This window comes from Pseudomonas xanthosomatis (assembly GCF_019139835.1).
GTDB lineage: Bacteria > Pseudomonadota > Gammaproteobacteria > Pseudomonadales > Pseudomonadaceae > Aquipseudomonas > Aquipseudomonas fakonensis.
This window is the reverse complement of record NZ_CP077075.1, coordinates 776,329-792,082: the sequence shown is the minus strand read 5'-3', so window position 1 is coordinate 792,082 and position 15,754 is coordinate 776,329. Positions and strand designations below refer to the sequence as shown.

The following is a 15,754-nucleotide window of genomic DNA, read 5'->3' as shown; positions in this document are numbered from 1 at the left end:
GCCCATGCAACGACGCGAGCTGCTCAAATTCAGCCTGGGCGCCAGCCTGTTCCTCGGTACCGCCAGCCTGGTCGGCTGCAGCAAGCAGCAGGCCGCAGCCGGCTACCAGGTGCTGCGCGATGACGACCTGCCGTTGCTCGAAGCCTTGATACCCATGGTGCTGGCGGGCACCCAGGCTAGCGTTCAAACAGTGCTGAGCAGCCTCGACGGCAAAGTCGCGGCGCTATCGCCGGCCATGCTCAAGCTCACCCGGCAGTTGCTCGACGTGCTCAGCCTGCCGGTGACCCGCGGGCCGCTGACCGGGGTGTGGGGTAGCTGGGGTAATGCGAGCAGTAAGCAGGTCGAGGCGTTTCTTGAGCGCTGGCGGACCAGTTCACTGGAAATGCTGCGCCAGGGGCATGCGTCGCTGCTGCAACTGCTGCTGATGGCCTGGTATGAACGGCCCGAAGCCTGGGCTGCGTGCGGCTACCCAGGCCCGCCGAAAATCTGAGGGTTTTGCGTAGGGGCAACTGCCTTGGGCTGGCTGTACCGGCCTCATCGCCGGCAAGCCGGCTACAGGGTTCTTGCCAGGCCAGCCACCTATCGTTTCTCCATGAGGAATACCGTCCCGATGCCCGTCCCCGACCCGTTTCGCCAAGGCCTCGAACGAGGCTGGATCACCCACGATGGCTCGCGCCTGGACCAGGACCTGGCCCTTGAGGCCGACGTCGCCATCATCGGCAGCGGCGCAGGCGGCGCCACCACGGCCGAAATCCTCAGCGCTGCCGGGCTGAAGGTGCTGCTGATCGAAGAAGGCCCACTGAAGACCAGCAGCGACTTCCACCTGCTGGAAAGCGAAGCCTACGCCGACCTGTACCAGGAGGGCCTCGGCCGGCTCAGCAAGGACGGCGCCATCACCATCCTGCAGGGCCGGGCGGTGGGCGGCACTACCCTGGTCAACTGGACCTCGAGCTTCCGCACCCCGGCGCAAACCCTGCAGCACTGGGCCCAGGCGCACGGGGTGAAGGGCCTGGACCAGGCCAGCATGGCGCCCTGGTTCGAGCGCATGGAGCAGCGCCTGGGCATCAGCCCCTGGGCCATGCCGCCCAACCCCAACAACGACGTGCTGCGCCGCGGCTGCGAAGCCCTCGGCCACCGCTGGGCGGTGATCCCACGCAACGTGCGCGGCTGCTGGAACCTGGGCTATTGCGGCATGGGCTGCCCGGTGAACGCCAAGCAGTCGATGCTGGTGACCAGCATCCCGGCAACCCTCGAGCACGGCGGCGAACTGCTCTACCTGGCCCGCGCGATGCATTTGAGCCATGACGGCGAGCGCATCTCGCAGTTGCATTGCCAGGCCCTGGACGCCAAGGGCGTGCACCCGACCGGCCGGCAAATCCGGGTCCAGGCCGGCCACTACGTACTGGCCGGCGGCGGCATCAACAGCCCGGCCCTGCTGCTGCGCTCCCAGGCGCCCGACCCGCACCAACGCCTGGGCAAACGCACCTTCCTGCACCTGGTGAACTTCAGCGCCGCGCAGTTCGAGGAAAAAATCGACCCCTACTACGGCGCACCGCAATCGATCTACAGCGACCAGTTCCAGTGGCAGCACGGCGTCGACGGCCCGGTGGGCTACAAGCTGGAGGTACCGCCGCTGCACCCGGCTCTGGCCAGCACCCTGCTCGGCGGTCATGGCCGCGGCAACGCCCTGCGCATGGCCGAACTGCCGCACACCCACGTGATGCTGGCGCTGCTGCGCGACGGCTTCCACCCGCAAAGCCAGGGCGGCCAGGTGCAACTGCGCGGCGACGGCTCGCCGGTGCTCGACTACCCCGTCAACGACTACCTGCGTGACGGCCTGCGCCGGGCCTGGCACAGCATGGCGCAGATCCAGTTCGCCGCAGGCGCCCGCCAGGTGATGCCGGTCCACGGCGACGCTGGCTATGCCGCAAGCGGCGAGCGGGCACAGGCGATGATCGACGGCCTGGCCCTGGACACCTTGCGCATGCGCCTGGGCAGCGCCCACGTGATGGGCGGCTGCGCCATGGGCGAAGACCCGCGCCAGGCGGTCTGCGACAGCCTCGGCCGGCACCACCAGTTGGCCAACCTGTCGATCCACGATGGCTCGCTGTTCCCCACCAGCATTGGCGCCAACCCGCAATTGTCGGTGTATGCCCTGGCCGCACGGCTCAGCGATGGGCTGCTCGGCCGCCTGGCACCCGGGGCATGACAGCCCGCGCATGCCCTGTCTATAGTGCCATCGGGCGGCCGCACGACTTGGCCGGGCGCAGTCGCTGCGCTACCATCCGAGTCCCCAACGCACTCCAGCCAGGAAGACGCGATGAACCGAGTGTTGTACCCGGGTACTTTCGACCCCATTACCAAAGGCCATGGCGACCTGGTAGAGCGCGCCTCGCGGCTGTTCGACCACGTGATCATCGCCGTGGCGGCCAGCCCCAAGAAAAACCCGCTGTTCCCGCTGGAACAACGGGTCGAGCTGGCCCGCGAGGTCACCAAGCACCTGCCCAATGTCGAAGTCATCGGCTTCTCCTCGCTGCTGGCGCATTTCGCCAAGGAACAGGGTGCCAACGTGTTCCTGCGCGGCCTGCGCGCGGTGTCCGACTTCGAGTACGAATTCCAGCTGGCCAACATGAACCGCCAACTGGCCCCGGACGTCGAAAGCCTGTTCCTCACCCCCTCCGAGCGCTATTCGTTCATTTCCTCGACGCTGGTGCGGGAAATCGCAGCGTTGGGCGGTGATATCACCAAGTTCGTCCACCCGGCGGTGGCCGATGCGCTGACCGAGCGCTTTCGCAAGTAAGCTTTAGCCGCAACGGCGCGGCCTGCTGGTCGCGCCCGCGTGCACTGCGGGCCCGAATGCGGCACAATTGCGCACATCGCTTTGAAACATGCCCGGGCCCGACGCCCCGGCCGGAGTCCCCATGTCCCTGATCATCACCGACGATTGCATCAACTGCGACGTCTGCGAACCCGAGTGCCCGAACGCCGCCATCTCGCAAGGCGAAGAGATCTACGTGATCGACCCCAACCTGTGCACCCAGTGCGTAGGCCACTACGACGAGCCGCAATGCCAGCAGGTCTGCCCGGTTGACTGCATTCCTCTGGATGAAGCCCACCCCGAGACCGAAGACGAGCTGATGGCCAAGTACCGCCGCATCACCGGCAAGGCCTGACAGCGCTCCCGCGCACCAAGGTGATGACGACAAGCTGCCGTTCCCCCGCGCACACACGGGTCGCATTAGCCTCAGGCCTGCGCTGCACCTGCAGGAGCCGGCTTGCCGGCGAGCAGGCCGGCTAAGGCAGCCCAAGACAGCTGCTCCCGCACGAACAGTGCCACCTTTGCAGAGCCAGAAACGAACAACCCCGGCCAAGGCCGGGGTTGCTGGAGACGCCAGGTCAGTATCAGAAGATGCTGATCGGGTACTCGACGAACACGCGGACTTCGTTGCCGTCGTCGTTGTACTCGCTCTGGCGAACTGCGGTGTTGGTACGCAGGAACGAGCTGCGCAGCTTGATCGACAGGTCCTTGGCCGGGCCTTCCTGCACCACGTAACGCACCTGGTTGAAGATCTCGCGCTCCTTGCCTTCGCCGAAGCCACGGGTGTTGATGTTGTCACCCACCACGTAAGCGACCTTGTAGGTCAGGCCCGGCACGCCAAAGGCGCCGAAGTCCAGGCCGTAGCCCAGCTGCCAGGAGCGCTCGTCTTCGGCGTTGAAGTCGGACCAGTAGGAGTTGGCCAGGTAGATGGTCGAACCGCCGTCACCCACACCGCCAGCGCTCTGGTAGCCGCTGTAGTTGTAGCCGGTGTTGCCAGTGCTGCGCTGGTGCGCCAGGGTGAACGAGTGCGGGCCGTAGGCGTAGGTCGCCGCCAGGCTCCAGATGGTGTTGGAGTCGCCGGTCAGCTCGGCGTCACGCACGAACTTCTTGTCGATGTCGGTCTTGTAGCCGTTGAAGTCCAGGGTCAGGGACTGGTCTGCCGCGATCGGGAAGACGTAGTTCAGGCCCAGGTAGTGCTTCTTCATCACATCTTCGTTGTCGGCTGTGTACAGGGAAGCTGTGAAGTTGTCGGTGAACTTGTAGCTGCCGCCGAGCACGTTGATCGACTTCAGGCCGCCGCTGTCACGCCCTTCGGCGCTCTTGCGCGCTTCCTGGGTGAAGCGACCGGCGTTCAGCTCGAGGCCCTTGATCTCCTTGGAGGTGATCAGGGTACCGGTGAAGCTTTCTGGCAGCAGGCGGCCGTCATCGTAGTTCAGCACCGGCAGGGCCGGCATCTGGTCACCGTACTTGAGCACGGTGTTGGAGATACGGAACTTGACCGCGGCGCCGGCACGGGCGAGGTCGTGCGGGCTGCTGGCGTTGCCATCGGCGTTCTTGGTGTTGTGCGGCTTGAAGAAGTCGACACCACCGCCACCGTTGTGGCCCTTGCCGCCATCCAGACGCACGGCGTACAGGCCGAATGCGTCGACGCCGACACCGACGGTGCCCTGGGTGAAGCCGGAGGAGAAGTTGCCGATGAAAGCCTGGCCCCATTCGATCTGGTCATCGGTACCGTGCTTCTTGTCACGGTTGATGTAGGCGTTGCGCAGCAGCACGTTGGCGTGGCTGTCTTCGATGAAGCCCTTGCTTTCGGCCTGCTCATTGGCCTGTGCCTGGGTCGCGGCGATCATCGCCAGGGCGACCAGGCTGATCCTGGTTTTCAACATTGTTTATTTTCCTTATTGCTAGTTCAAAAACGCGCTGCATAAAAACGCCAGGAACCAACGCCCCTTCGTAGGTTCGACGCTATGCGGATCCGGCTCAAAGGCCTGCAGAGTGTCTGCGGCGCGCCTTTGAGCCTCATGGCCAGGTCATGGCCAGCAGGCGTAGAGGCCGAATCCTATCCGTGCCTGCTTATACATGTCAAAAAATCGTGAATTGCAGGTTGATATAACCAAAAACTAGGTCAGTGATAGTGCATTTTCACGCCTTAATGCCCTGAGTCAGCGCATTTTTATCTCTTTCATGAATTGCAGAAAAAAACCGCACAGCTGTCATATACGCCTGACAGACACAGGCCGGGAAAAAGCGCTAGCGATGAGCGATTTCGAACGGGATCCACGTTACAAGTGGATACATATGTAAAGACAAGGCTTTACAAATAGGCATGCAATAGCGAATACATCGCATTAACATCCGCGCCGGTTTCTCATCCCACTATCCGGACACCTGCAATGCCTGCCCCCCGCCACCTATCACCCCTGGGCCTTACGCTGCTGCTCGGCGCCAGCCTGGCCAGTGCTGCCACCACCCTGCCGGAAACCTCGGTAACCGCTGACACCGAACGCGAGGAAGACAACCCCCGCGTGCGCGAAGTCAGCACCGCAACCCGCACCTCGACGCCGGTGCGCTACGTGCCCCAGGCCATCGATACGGTCAAGGCGCGCACCGCCCTGGACTACGGCAACAGCAGCCTGGGCAAGGCACTCGAAGGCATACCCAACGTCAGCAGCGGCGCCGATACCCGCTTCGACAGCCTGCGCATCCGCGGCTTCGACGCCAGCAACGACTTCTACCTGGACGGCATCCGCGACGACAGCCAGTACACCCGCGACCTGCACAACATCGAGCGGGTCGAGGTGCTCAAGGGCCCGGCTGCCGTGCTGTATGGCCGTGGCAGCCAGGGAGGTATCGTCAACCGGGTGAGCAAGGCCCCCGAGCATGGGCGCCGCTCGAGCATCGAGGCCCAGGCCGGCAGCCAGGACCTGCGCAGCCTCTATGCCGACCTCAGCGCCGACCCCAGCGACACCCTCAGCCTGCGCCTGAACATGGGCAACGAGGACAGCAACAGCTTGCGCCACGGCATCGACGGCAACCGCCAGCTGTTCGCCCCGTCCATGCGCTGGCAACTGAGCCCCGACCTGGACTGGCTGGTGCAGTACGAGTACAGCCGCTACAACCGCACCCCCGACCGCGGCATCCCGGGCAACGCGCTGACCGGGCGCCCGGCGGATGTCAGCCGCAGTACAACGTACGGCGATACCCAGCGCGACTACATCGACGACCGCGCCGAGTCGCTGCGCTCACGCCTGAACTACCAGTTGAACGAGCACTGGCAGCTGCGCCACACCCTGGGCCTGTTCAAGCTCGACAGCGAGTTCGACAACACCTACCAGACCGCCTACAACCCGCGCACCAACCGGGTCACCCGTCAGCGCTGGCAGCAGGACCTGCACACCCGCAACCTGTTCAACAACCTCGAGGCCGAAGGCGACTTCGCCACCTGGGGCCTGGAGCACACCCTGCTGTTGGGCCTGGAGTTCGGCAACCAGCGCCGCGACCCGGTGCTGCGCAGCGCCCGCAACGGTACGGTACCCTTGGTTGACCTGAACAACCCCGACCGCGGCCTGCAACACAACGGCCCGATGCTGGTGTCCAGCAACAACCACACCGTGGTCGAGAGCCACGGCGTCTACCTGCAGGACCAGATTCGCCTGAACGAGCAGTGGCAACTGCTGGCCGGCGTGCGCTTCGACCAGTTCGAGGTAGAGACCACCAACAGGCTGCGCGGCCTCAGCGAAAAGCAGGACGACAACAGCGTCAGCCCGCGCCTGGGGGTGGTCTATACACCGTGGCGCGAACATTCGTTCTACGCGTCCTGGAGCAAGACCTACTCGCCGGTGGGCGGCGGGCTGATCGGCATCACCCCGGGGGCGGCCGGCAACACCAACCAGACCGCCCCGGAGCAGACACGGCAGAAGGAGATCGGGGTCAAGAGCGACTGGCTCGACGAGCGCCTGACCACCACCCTGGCGATCTACGAGCTGGAGCTGTACAACCGCCGCACCCGCGACCCGAACGACCCGACCATCACCCTGCTGTCGGGCCTGCAGCGCTCGCGCGGCATCGAACTGACCGCCAACGGCCACGTGGTGGGCAACTGGTACGTGCGCGGCGGCATCGGCCTGCAGGACGCCACCATCGTCAAGGACAACAACGGCCAGGAAGGCAACCGCATCAACGACGTGGCCCGGCGCAACGCCAGCCTGTTCGTGACCTGGAAGCCTGAGCTTGGCTGGTACGCCGAAACCGGGCTGACCCTGGTGGGCGAGCGTTTCGCCGATAACCAGAACACCATCAAGCTGCCGGGCTATGGCCGCTGGGATGCCCTGGCCGGTTACCGCACCCGCGACTGGGATGTACGTGCGGCGCTGAACAACATCGCCGACAAGACCTACTACAGCTCGGCCACCAGTGCGGCGCAGATCCAGTTCGGCGACCCGCGCAACCTGGTGGTGACCGGGAGCTATAGCTTCTGATTGCCCGCGCCAGACACGCGCGCCCTGTAGGAGCGGCCTGCGTCACGGCGGGCAAACAAAAACGCCAGCGCAAATGCGCTGGCGTTTTTTTACGCAAAGGCTGCGTCCCGTTTCAGTGCCACACAGCCAGCAGCGCATCGAGCTCTGCATCGCTGATCAGCCCCTGAGGGTATCGCCCATTCAGCAGACGTCGTGGGTCGGTCGTCCTGACCCGGATGCTTCCATGGTGCTTAAGCCACTGCGCCAGAATTTTGAGCGATTCATGGTTTACTGCCGATGGGGGCATAGCCGACTCACTTGCTGCATTCATTTCCACACGCACTCCCTAGGCCCGTGAGCGGCTAACTTACGTAAGGTTTGTTACAGAACGGCGTAGACCTATCCCGCTGAAACACAATGAAAAAACAATACAAGAGGTGTGCCATCCTGCCCTGCAGCCCGTCGTCGCCCACAAAAAAGCCCGTCACAAGGACGGGCTTTTGCTTTGCCAGGGTTCAGCGCTTGGCGGGCGCCGGTTGCTGCTGGGTCAGGCAGTGGATGTTGCCACCGCCCAGCAACAGCTCGCGGCCTGGGATCATCACCACCTCATGGTCGGGGAAGATCTTCGCCAGGATGGCTCTGGCCTGCGCATCTGCCGGGTCATCGAAGCTCGGCGCAATGATGCCGCCGTTGACGATCAGGAAGTTCACGTAGGAGCCGGCCAGGCGCACCGAAGGGTCGCGCTCCTGGCTGCCGGCTACCTGGTCGACACCGGCGCATTCTTCTTCGGTGGCGAACAGCGGGCCGGGGATGGGCATCTTGTGCACCACAAACTCGCGCCCTTTGGCATCGCGGCTGTTTTTCAGCACTTCAAAAGCCGCGTGGCAGCGCGCGTAGTTGGGGTCGTTGGAATCATCAGTCCAGGCCAGTAACACTTCGCCCGGGCTCACGTAACAGCAGAAGTTGTCGACGTGGCCGTCGGTCTCGTCGTTGTACAGGCCGTCCGGCAGCCAGATGATGGTGTCCACCGCCAGGTGCTCGCGCAGCACCTCTTCGATCTGCTCGCGGTTCAGGTGCGGGTTGCGGTTGCGGTTGAGCAGGCATTCCTCGGTGGTGATCAGGGTGCCCTCGCCATCGACGTGGATCGAGCCGCCCTCGAGCACGAAGCCCTCGGTGTGGTAGCGCTGCACGCGTTCCATTTCCATGACCTTGGCGGCCAGTTCTTCATCACGGTTCCATGGCGCATACAGGCCGCCATCGAAGCCGCCCCAGGCATTGAAGCCCCAGTCCACGCCGCGCACTTCGCCGTGATCGTTGATCACGAAGGTCGGCCCGGTGTCACGTACCCAGGCGTCGTCGTTGCTGATTTCGACCACGCGGATGTTGGGCATGCCCAGTTGGCGACGGGCGTTTTCGTACTGCCCGGCGGACACCGCCACGGTGACCGGCTCGAAGCGCGCGATGGCCTTGGCCAGGGTCACGTGGGCCGCCTGCGCCGGCTTGCCGCCCAGGCGCCAGTTGTCCGGGCGCTCCGGCCAGACCATCCAGACCTGGGTTTGCGGGGCCCATTCGGCGGGCATGTGGAAGCCGTCGGCGCGCGGGGTCGAATTGAGGGTCTTCATGGGTAACCTCTGCGAAGGCCCGGGGCCAGGGGCGCCAGGTCGTTGAACGAATAGGGTGCGAGCAGGCCTGCCAGTATAGGCAGGCGGTGAGGAAGTCGATATTACAACCGATAAATATCGGCTTTAAATAGCGATTAAGAAAATATTTTCTTATAAGGCCACATTAAAGCCGATATCAATCGATATTCAGTTCAAAGGGGTGATCATGGGAGCGATGCAAGTCTTGTAGGAGCAACTGTCTGCTCAATCTCTCAAAGCTGGAGCGATCCCTGTGGGAGCGGGCTTGCCCGCGAAGCAGGCGACGCGATGGCTGGCACCGGCTGCGCCGGTGTTCGCGGTGGTCCGGCACTCCGGCAAGCCCGCTCCCACAGGGATCGCGCCAGCTTTTGGAAAGTGAGCAAGCCCCGTTACTGCCAATGGGCCCTTACAACCCCTCACCCAGAACGCGGTCCACGCTGTCGACGAAATAGTCCACGCTGGCCCGGGTAGTGCACATCGGTGGCTTGATCTTGAGAATGTTCAGGTAGTCGCCGGTCGGCTGCATGAAGATCCCCAGCTCGCGCAGGCGGTTGCACAAGGCCATGGTTTCCTCGCTGGCAGGCTCCAGGGTGCTGCGGTCACGCACCAGTTCCAGGCCCAGGTAGAAGCCCGAGCCATGGGCAGCGCCGGCAAGCGGATGTTTATCTACCAGTGCCTCCAGGCGCGCCTTGAAGTAACGGCCCACATCACGGGCGTTGTCCCACAGGCCCTCGTCGCGCATCACCTCGAGTACCGCCATGCCGATGCGGCAGCTCACCGGGCTGCCGCCGGCCGACGAGAAGAAGTAGCCCTCGGCCTCCAGCGCTTCGGCAATCTCGCGGCGGGTGATCACCGCGCCCAACGGCTGACCGTTGCCCATGCCCTTGGCCATGGTGATGATGTCCGGCACCACGCCCTGCTCCTCGAAGCCCCAGAAGTACTCGCCCAGGCGCCCATAGCCCACCTGCACCTCGTCGGCGATGCACACCCCGCCGCGCTGGCGCACCTTGGCGTAGGCCTGCTGCAGGTAGCCCGGCGGCAGCGAAATGCCGCCGGCGTTGCCGTACACCGGCTCGCAGATCATGCCGGCCAGCGGGCGCCCGCTGGCATCGATGGCGGCCAGCTTGGCGTCGACGTCACGCAGGTAGTCAGCCGCACTGCCTGCACCACGGAAACGCCCGCGGAAGGTGTTCGGCGCCTCGACCGGGTGCACCCAATCGGGGCGGGTTTCCAGCGCCTGCGGGTTGTCGGCAATCGATGTGGAGATGGCATCGGTGGCCACCGACCAGCCGTGATACGCCTCCAGCACGCTGAGCAGGTCACGACCGCCGCTGTAGGCCCAGGCCAGGCGGATCGCCAGGTCGTTGGCCTCGGTACCGCTGTTGACCAGAAACACCCGGTCGAAGCCTTCTGGCGCCACCTCGAGCAAGCGCTCGGAAAATTCGGCGATGGCCGCGTAATGAAAGCGCGAGTTGGTGTTGACCAACGACCACTGGCGCGCCGACTCGGCGGCCATGCGCGGGTGGCCATGGCCAAGCACCGCGACGTTGTTGAGCATGTCGAGGTACGAGCGGCCCTGCATGTCGATCAGGTAGTTGCGCCAGCCGCGCTCGATGTGCGGCGGCTGGGCGTAGTAGTGCTTCTGCGAGCGGGCGAAGCTTGCGTCACGCCGGGCCAGCAGCGCCTGCGGGTCGGCCAGGGGTTCGGCGTCGCAGTCAAAACCCAGCAATGCGGCCGGCGACGGGCACAGCGCCAGCCAGGCCGCAGCGTGGGACGGCGTTGCGAAAAACGGCGGCCGGGCCTCGCTACCCAGGCACAGCTGCACCCGCAGATAACCGCAGGTGGCGCCCAGCGCCTGGCCACGCTGCAGCACCAGGCCGTCGGCCGGGGCCTCTTCGAGGCCATCGAGCCAGAGGCTCCAGGCTTCGGTGCGCAGGCAGCCGCGCTGGGCGTCCACGCGTTGCCATACGCCGTCCTGCGGGGCTTGCAAGGCGCTGCCCGGCAGCACGTGCAGCTCAACGCCCAAGGCGCAGGTGGCCGGCTCATCGGCTCGGTCGATATGGGTCTGCGACAGGCGGTATTGGCCATGCAGGCTGCAGGCCGGCGCGGGCTGCGCAGCCAGCAGGCGCTGATCGAAACCCGGCTCCTGCCAATTGCCCGCTTCGCAGTGCGGGCTGAGCACCCCAAGGTCGACACGCCGCACTGCCTGCCCGGCGATGGACGCCAGCAACGGCACACAACCGCTCAAGCCCGCTTGCGCCGGTACCTGGCCTGCGGCCTGCAGGATCGCCGCCTCCATCAGTGCCGCCGGCACGGCGTTGGCGGTATCGAAGATCTGCCATTCATGGGCGATGTTGTCGCGGGTGTACTGGTTGCCCGGGTCGACCGTCAGTTGCTGCTCGCTACTCAGCACCAGCACTGCGGCGCGCAGTTGCACCAATGGCCACAGGGCGCGCAATTCGGCGGTTTGCAGCGGGTTCACGGCGTGATAGGCCGAAACGGCCGCAAGAATGCGTAGCGGGTCGCCTTCGGCGTGGTGCAGCAAGGCCGAGCAGGTCACCGACAGGTCGGCGATGCGCCAGGTGCGCAGCAGGTCGCCGAAGTCGATCACCCCCTGCACCTGCCACTCGCGCTGCCCGTCACGGGCCCAGACCACGTTGTCGTCGGTGATGTCCAGGTGCACCGCCTGTACCGGCAGCTGCGCCACCAGCGGAGCCAGCGTCTGCGCCGCCTGGGCGGCCAGCGCGGCGAGCTGTGCGCGGCGCTGCGGGTCGCTGATTACCGGCAACAGGTGCTCGACCAGCGCCACGGCATGGCGCGGGTCCCATTGCAGGGTGCGCTCCAGCCCTGGGTGATCGAAGCCTGCCAGGGCCTGGTCGAGACGTGCACATAACGCACCCAGCTCGGCCATCAGGCGCGCTGGCATGTATTTGAGGCGGGTCAGCGGCTCACCGTCGATGTAGTCGAGCAGGCGTATACGCAGTGGCTGGCCATCGACCTCCAGCGCCAGCAGTTCATCGCCGCCCTTCGCCGGGCGCACTTTCGGCGCCGGCACGCCGTGCTGGCGCAGGTAGGCCAGCGCTGCATGCTGGGCCTGCAGCTCTGCTTCGGCGTAGCTGGCGTGGCAGGCCTTGAGCACGAAGCGTCCCTGACCGGTGTCGACACGAAAGTTCAGGTCCTGCTGGCTGCCCAGCGCCTGCAGGCTGCCCTGCAAATCGTAGTGCGAGCGCAGCAAGGCATGGGCCTGGGCTTCGCCGAGTATTGGGCTGGGCTGGCTCGAACGCTGGATCAGGGTACTCAGGGGCATTTGCAGCGGACCTCGTTTTTTTCGCTTATATCGCCACTACTGCAGCCGATAAACAAGTAGCCCCCCATAAAAGTCCGCAGCCCTCAAGGGCGCCGTCGTACTTGCCATGGGTGAACGCAGCCGACAGGCTACGCTATTGCCATCACTTTCCAGCACAGGCAACCGTACATGCGCATTCTCGTTACCGGCGGCGCCGGTTTCATCGGTTCGGCCCTGGTCCGCCAGTTGATCGACCACACCGGGCACCAGGTGCTGAACCTCGACAAGCTGACCTATGCCGGCAACCTGGAGTCGCTGCAGGGCATTGCCGGCAATACGCGCTACGAGTTCGTCCAGGCGGATATTGCCGACCAGCCGGCGGTCAGCGCGGTGCTCGAGCGTTTCCAGCCGGACGCCATCATGCACCTGGCCGCCGAATCCCATGTCGACCGCTCGATCGACGGGCCGGCCGCGTTCATCCACACCAACATCGTCGGCACCTATGCGCTGCTGGAGGCCACCCGCGCCTGGTGGAGCAAACTGCCGGCCGAAAAACGCTCGGCGTTTCGCTTCCACCATATCTCCACCGACGAGGTGTACGGCGACCTGCACGGCGCCGACGAGCTGTTCACCGAAACCACCCCCTACGCGCCAAGCTCGCCCTACTCGGCCAGCAAGGCGGCCTCCGATCACCTGGTACGCGCCTGGCAGCGCACTTACGGCCTGCCGGTGCTGATCACCAACTGCTCGAACAACTACGGCCCGTACCACTTCCCCGAAAAGCTCATCCCGCTGATGATCCTCAACGCCCTGGCCGGCAAGCCGCTGCCGGTGTACGGCAATGGCGAGCAGGTGCGTGACTGGCTGTACGTCGAGGACCACGCCCGCGCGCTGCTGAGCGTGGTGACCACCGGCAAGGTCGGCGAAACCTACAACATCGGCGGGCACAACGAGCAGAAGAACATCGACGTGGTGCGCACCTTGTGCGAGCTGCTCGAGGAACTGGCGCCCGAACAGCGCCCCGCAAGCGGCTATGCCAGCTTGATCACCTTCGTCAAGGACCGCCCCGGCCACGACCTGCGCTACGCCATCGATGCCAGCAAGATCGAACGCGAGCTGGGCTGGGTACCCGATGAAACTTTCTTCACAGGGCTGCGCAAGACCGTCCAGTGGTATCTGGCCAATCTAGACTGGTGCAAACACGTCCAGGATGGCAGCTACCAAGGGCAACGGCTGGGCAACTCCGACTTCAAGGACCTGATCGCATGACCAAAGGTATCGTCCTGGCCGGTGGCTCCGGCACCCGCCTGCACCCGATCACCCTCGGGGTGTCCAAGCAACTGCTGCCGATCTACGACAAGCCGATGATCTACTACCCGATCTCGGTGCTGATGCTCGCCGGCATTCGCGACATCCTGCTGATTTCCACCCCCCAGGACCTGCCGCAGTACCGCCAGCTGTTCGGCGATGGCAGCCAGTTCGGCATCAACTTAAGCTACGCCGAACAGCCCTCCCCCGACGGCCTGGCCCAGGCGTTCCTGATTGGCGAGGAGTTCATCGGCGACGACTCGGTGTGCCTGATTCTGGGCGACAACATTTTCCACGGCCAGGGCTTCACCGGGCAGTTGCAACGCGCCGCCAGCCACACCAGCGGCGCCACCGTATTCGGCTACTGGGTCAAGGACCCGGAGCGCTTCGGCGTGATCGAGTACGACGCCGAAGGCCGGGCCCTGTCGATCGAGGAAAAACCGCAGCAGCCCAAGTCCAGCTACGCGGTGACCGGCCTGTACTTCTACGACAACGACGTGGTGCAGATCGCCAAGGGCATTCGCCCCTCGGCCCGGGGCGAGCTGGAGATCACCGACGTCAACAATGCCTACCTCAAGCGTGGCGACCTGCGTGTCGAACGCTTCGGTCGAGGTTTTGCCTGGCTCGACACCGGTACCCACGAGAGCCTGCTGGAGGCTTCGCAGTACGTGCAGACCATCGAGAACCGCCAGGGCCTGAAAGTCGCCTGCCTGGAAGAAATTGCCTTCCAGGAAGGCTGGATCAGCCGCGAACGCCTGCTGGCCAAGGCTGCGGATTTGAAAAAAACCGGATACGGCCAGTACTTGAGCAAGTTGGCTGAAGAGACCCATGAAAATCGTTGAAAGCGCAATCCCCGATGTACTGATCATCGAACCCAAGGTCTTCGGCGACAGCCGCGGGTTCTTCTACGAAAGCTTCAATGCCCGTGCCTTCATCGAGTGCACCGGGGTGCAGGCCGAGTTCGTCCAGGACAACCACTCGCGCTCCCAGCGCGGCGTGCTGCGCGGGCTGCACTATCAGGTGCAGAACCCTCAGGGCAAGCTGGTGCGGGTGGTACAGGGCGAGGTGCTGGACGTGGCGGTGGACATTCGCCGCAGCTCGCCGACCTTCGGCCGGTGGGTGGCCGAGCGGCTGAGTGCCGACAACCACCGGCAGCTGTGGATCCCGGCCGGTTTCGCCCATGGTTTTGTGGTGCTCAGCGAGTCGGCCGAATTTCTGTACAAGACCACCGACTACTACAACCCTGCCGCCGAGCGCAGCATCCGCTGGGACGACCCGCAGTTGGCCATCGACTGGCAGTTGGACGGGCTGCAGCCGCAGCTGTCGGCCAAGGACCAGGCCGCAGTGCTGCTCAAGGACGCGGAGCTGTTCCCATGAAAATCCTGGTGTGCGGCCATAACGGCCAGGTGGCCCAGGCGCTGGGCCGCTCGCTGGCGGGGCTGGGCGAGGTGCTGCTGCTTGGTCGCGACCAACTCGACCTGGCCAGGCCCGAGCAGTTACGTGTGCCGTTGCGCGACCTGGCAGCGGACCTGATCATCAACGCCGCCGCCCACACTGCCGTGGACCTTGCCGAGAGCGAGGCCGAACTCGCCTTCGCGATCAACGCCGACGCCCCCCGGGTGCTGGCCGAAGAGGCCGCACACCTAGGCGTGCCGCTGATCCACTACTCCACCGACTATGTGTTCGACGGCAGCAAGGCCACGCCCTACAGCGAAGACGACGCCCCCAACCCGCTGGGCGTGTACGGGCGCAGCAAGCTGGCCGGCGAGCAGGCGATTGGTGCGGTGGCCGCTGAGCACCTGATCCTGCGTACCAGCTGGGTTTATTCGCAGCATGGGCGCAACTTCCTGCTGACCATGCAGCGCCTGCTGCAAGAAAAACCCCAGCTCAAAGTGGTGGCCGACCAGATCGGCGCCCCTACCTGGGCCGGCACCATCGCTGCCAGCACCCGCGCCCTGATCGAGCGTTGGCAGCAGGGCCAGGCTGGCGCCTGGGGCACCTACCACCTGACAGCCCAGGGTGAAACGTCGTGGTTCGGCTTCGCCCAGGCCATCGGCGAGCAGCTCAAGGCCCGCGGCTTGCCCTGCGCCGAACTGCTGCCGATCCCCTCCAGCGAGTACCCGACCCCGGCCCGGCGCCCGCTCAATTCGCGCCTGGACTGCACCCGGCTCGCCGAACAGTGGCAGGTCAGCCAGCCGCACTGGCATCAAGCGCTGATCGACTGCCTGAAGTAGCGCATAATTGC

General features: G+C 64.9%; 12 protein-coding genes. 9 read left to right on the top strand and 3 right to left on the bottom strand.

Annotated features, from left to right (window positions below; translation table 11 throughout):
- Positions 1 to 4: 4 nt before the first annotated feature.
- The 4 genes from KSS93_RS03495 to KSS93_RS03480 all read left to right on the top strand — a co-directional run bounded on the left by KSS93_RS03495 (position 5) and on the right by KSS93_RS03480 (position 3,173).
- Positions 5 to 490 (top strand): twin-arginine translocation pathway signal protein, encoded by a 486-nt coding sequence (locus KSS93_RS03495; RefSeq protein WP_217887163.1) that lies wholly within the window; start codon positions 5 to 7, stop codon positions 488 to 490.
- A 120-nt stretch (positions 491 to 610) separates the two neighbouring features.
- Positions 611 to 2,209, top strand: a complete 1,599-nt coding sequence (locus tag KSS93_RS03490) for a GMC family oxidoreductase (RefSeq protein WP_217887162.1) — start codon at positions 611 to 613, stop codon at positions 2,207 to 2,209.
- 111 nt (positions 2,210 to 2,320) lie between these two features.
- Complete coding sequence (coaD, locus tag KSS93_RS03485; protein WP_217840800.1) at positions 2,321 to 2,800, top strand: pantetheine-phosphate adenylyltransferase; 480 nt, start codon at positions 2,321 to 2,323, stop codon at positions 2,798 to 2,800.
- Between the two features lie 121 nt (positions 2,801 to 2,921).
- Positions 2,922 to 3,173: a YfhL family 4Fe-4S dicluster ferredoxin gene (locus KSS93_RS03480; protein ID WP_011531711.1), complete on the top strand. Its 252-nt coding sequence runs from the start codon at positions 2,922 to 2,924 to the stop codon at positions 3,171 to 3,173.
- A gap of 229 nt (positions 3,174 to 3,402) precedes the next feature.
- Here KSS93_RS03480 and KSS93_RS03475 read toward each other — a convergent pair whose 3' ends face one another.
- Positions 3,403 to 4,704 carry an OprD family porin gene (locus KSS93_RS03475; RefSeq protein ID WP_217887161.1) on the bottom strand — a complete coding sequence of 434 codons (1,302 nt, stop codon included), beginning with the start codon at positions 4,702 to 4,704 and terminating at the stop codon, positions 3,403 to 3,405.
- A gap of 507 nt (positions 4,705 to 5,211) precedes the next feature.
- Here KSS93_RS03475 and KSS93_RS03470 point away from each other — a divergent pair.
- Positions 5,212 to 7,296, top strand: a complete 2,085-nt coding sequence (locus KSS93_RS03470; RefSeq protein ID WP_217887160.1) for a TonB-dependent receptor — start codon at positions 5,212 to 5,214, stop codon at positions 7,294 to 7,296.
- A gap of 494 nt (positions 7,297 to 7,790) precedes the next feature.
- Here KSS93_RS03470 and aguA read toward each other — a convergent pair whose 3' ends face one another.
- Together aguA and KSS93_RS03460 are read right to left on the bottom strand one after the other, a co-directional pair.
- The gene (aguA, locus tag KSS93_RS03465; RefSeq protein ID WP_217887159.1) at positions 7,791 to 8,897 is read right to left on the bottom strand and encodes an agmatine deiminase; all 1,107 of its coding nucleotides are present in this window, start codon (positions 8,895 to 8,897) and stop codon (positions 7,791 to 7,793) included.
- A 424-nt stretch (positions 8,898 to 9,321) separates the two neighbouring features.
- Positions 9,322 to 12,222 (bottom strand): aminotransferase, encoded by a 2,901-nt coding sequence (locus KSS93_RS03460; protein ID WP_217887158.1) that lies wholly within the window; start codon positions 12,220 to 12,222, stop codon positions 9,322 to 9,324.
- Positions 12,223 to 12,390: 168 nt separating this feature from the next.
- Between KSS93_RS03460 and rfbB the strand changes: the two genes are divergently transcribed.
- From rfbB to rfbD, 4 genes are read left to right on the top strand one after another with little or no spacing between them, the layout of a single operon-like run.
- Complete coding sequence (gene rfbB / locus KSS93_RS03455) at positions 12,391 to 13,470, top strand: dTDP-glucose 4,6-dehydratase (protein ID WP_217887157.1); 1,080 nt, start codon at positions 12,391 to 12,393, stop codon at positions 13,468 to 13,470.
- A complete protein-coding gene (gene rfbA / locus KSS93_RS03450; protein ID WP_217887156.1) occupies positions 13,467 to 14,351 on the top strand; it encodes a glucose-1-phosphate thymidylyltransferase RfbA in 885 nt (294 codons plus the stop codon). Before rfbB ends, rfbA begins: the two co-directional genes overlap by 4 nt.
- A complete protein-coding gene (gene rfbC / locus KSS93_RS03445) occupies positions 14,338 to 14,886 on the top strand; it encodes a dTDP-4-dehydrorhamnose 3,5-epimerase (protein WP_217887155.1) in 549 nt (182 codons plus the stop codon). Before rfbA ends, rfbC begins: the two co-directional genes overlap by 14 nt.
- Entirely contained in the window at positions 14,883 to 15,743 is an 861-nt protein-coding gene (gene rfbD / locus KSS93_RS03440; RefSeq protein WP_217887154.1) for a dTDP-4-dehydrorhamnose reductase, read from the top strand. Before rfbC ends, rfbD begins: the two co-directional genes overlap by 4 nt.
- Positions 15,744 to 15,754 lie beyond the last annotated feature (11 nt).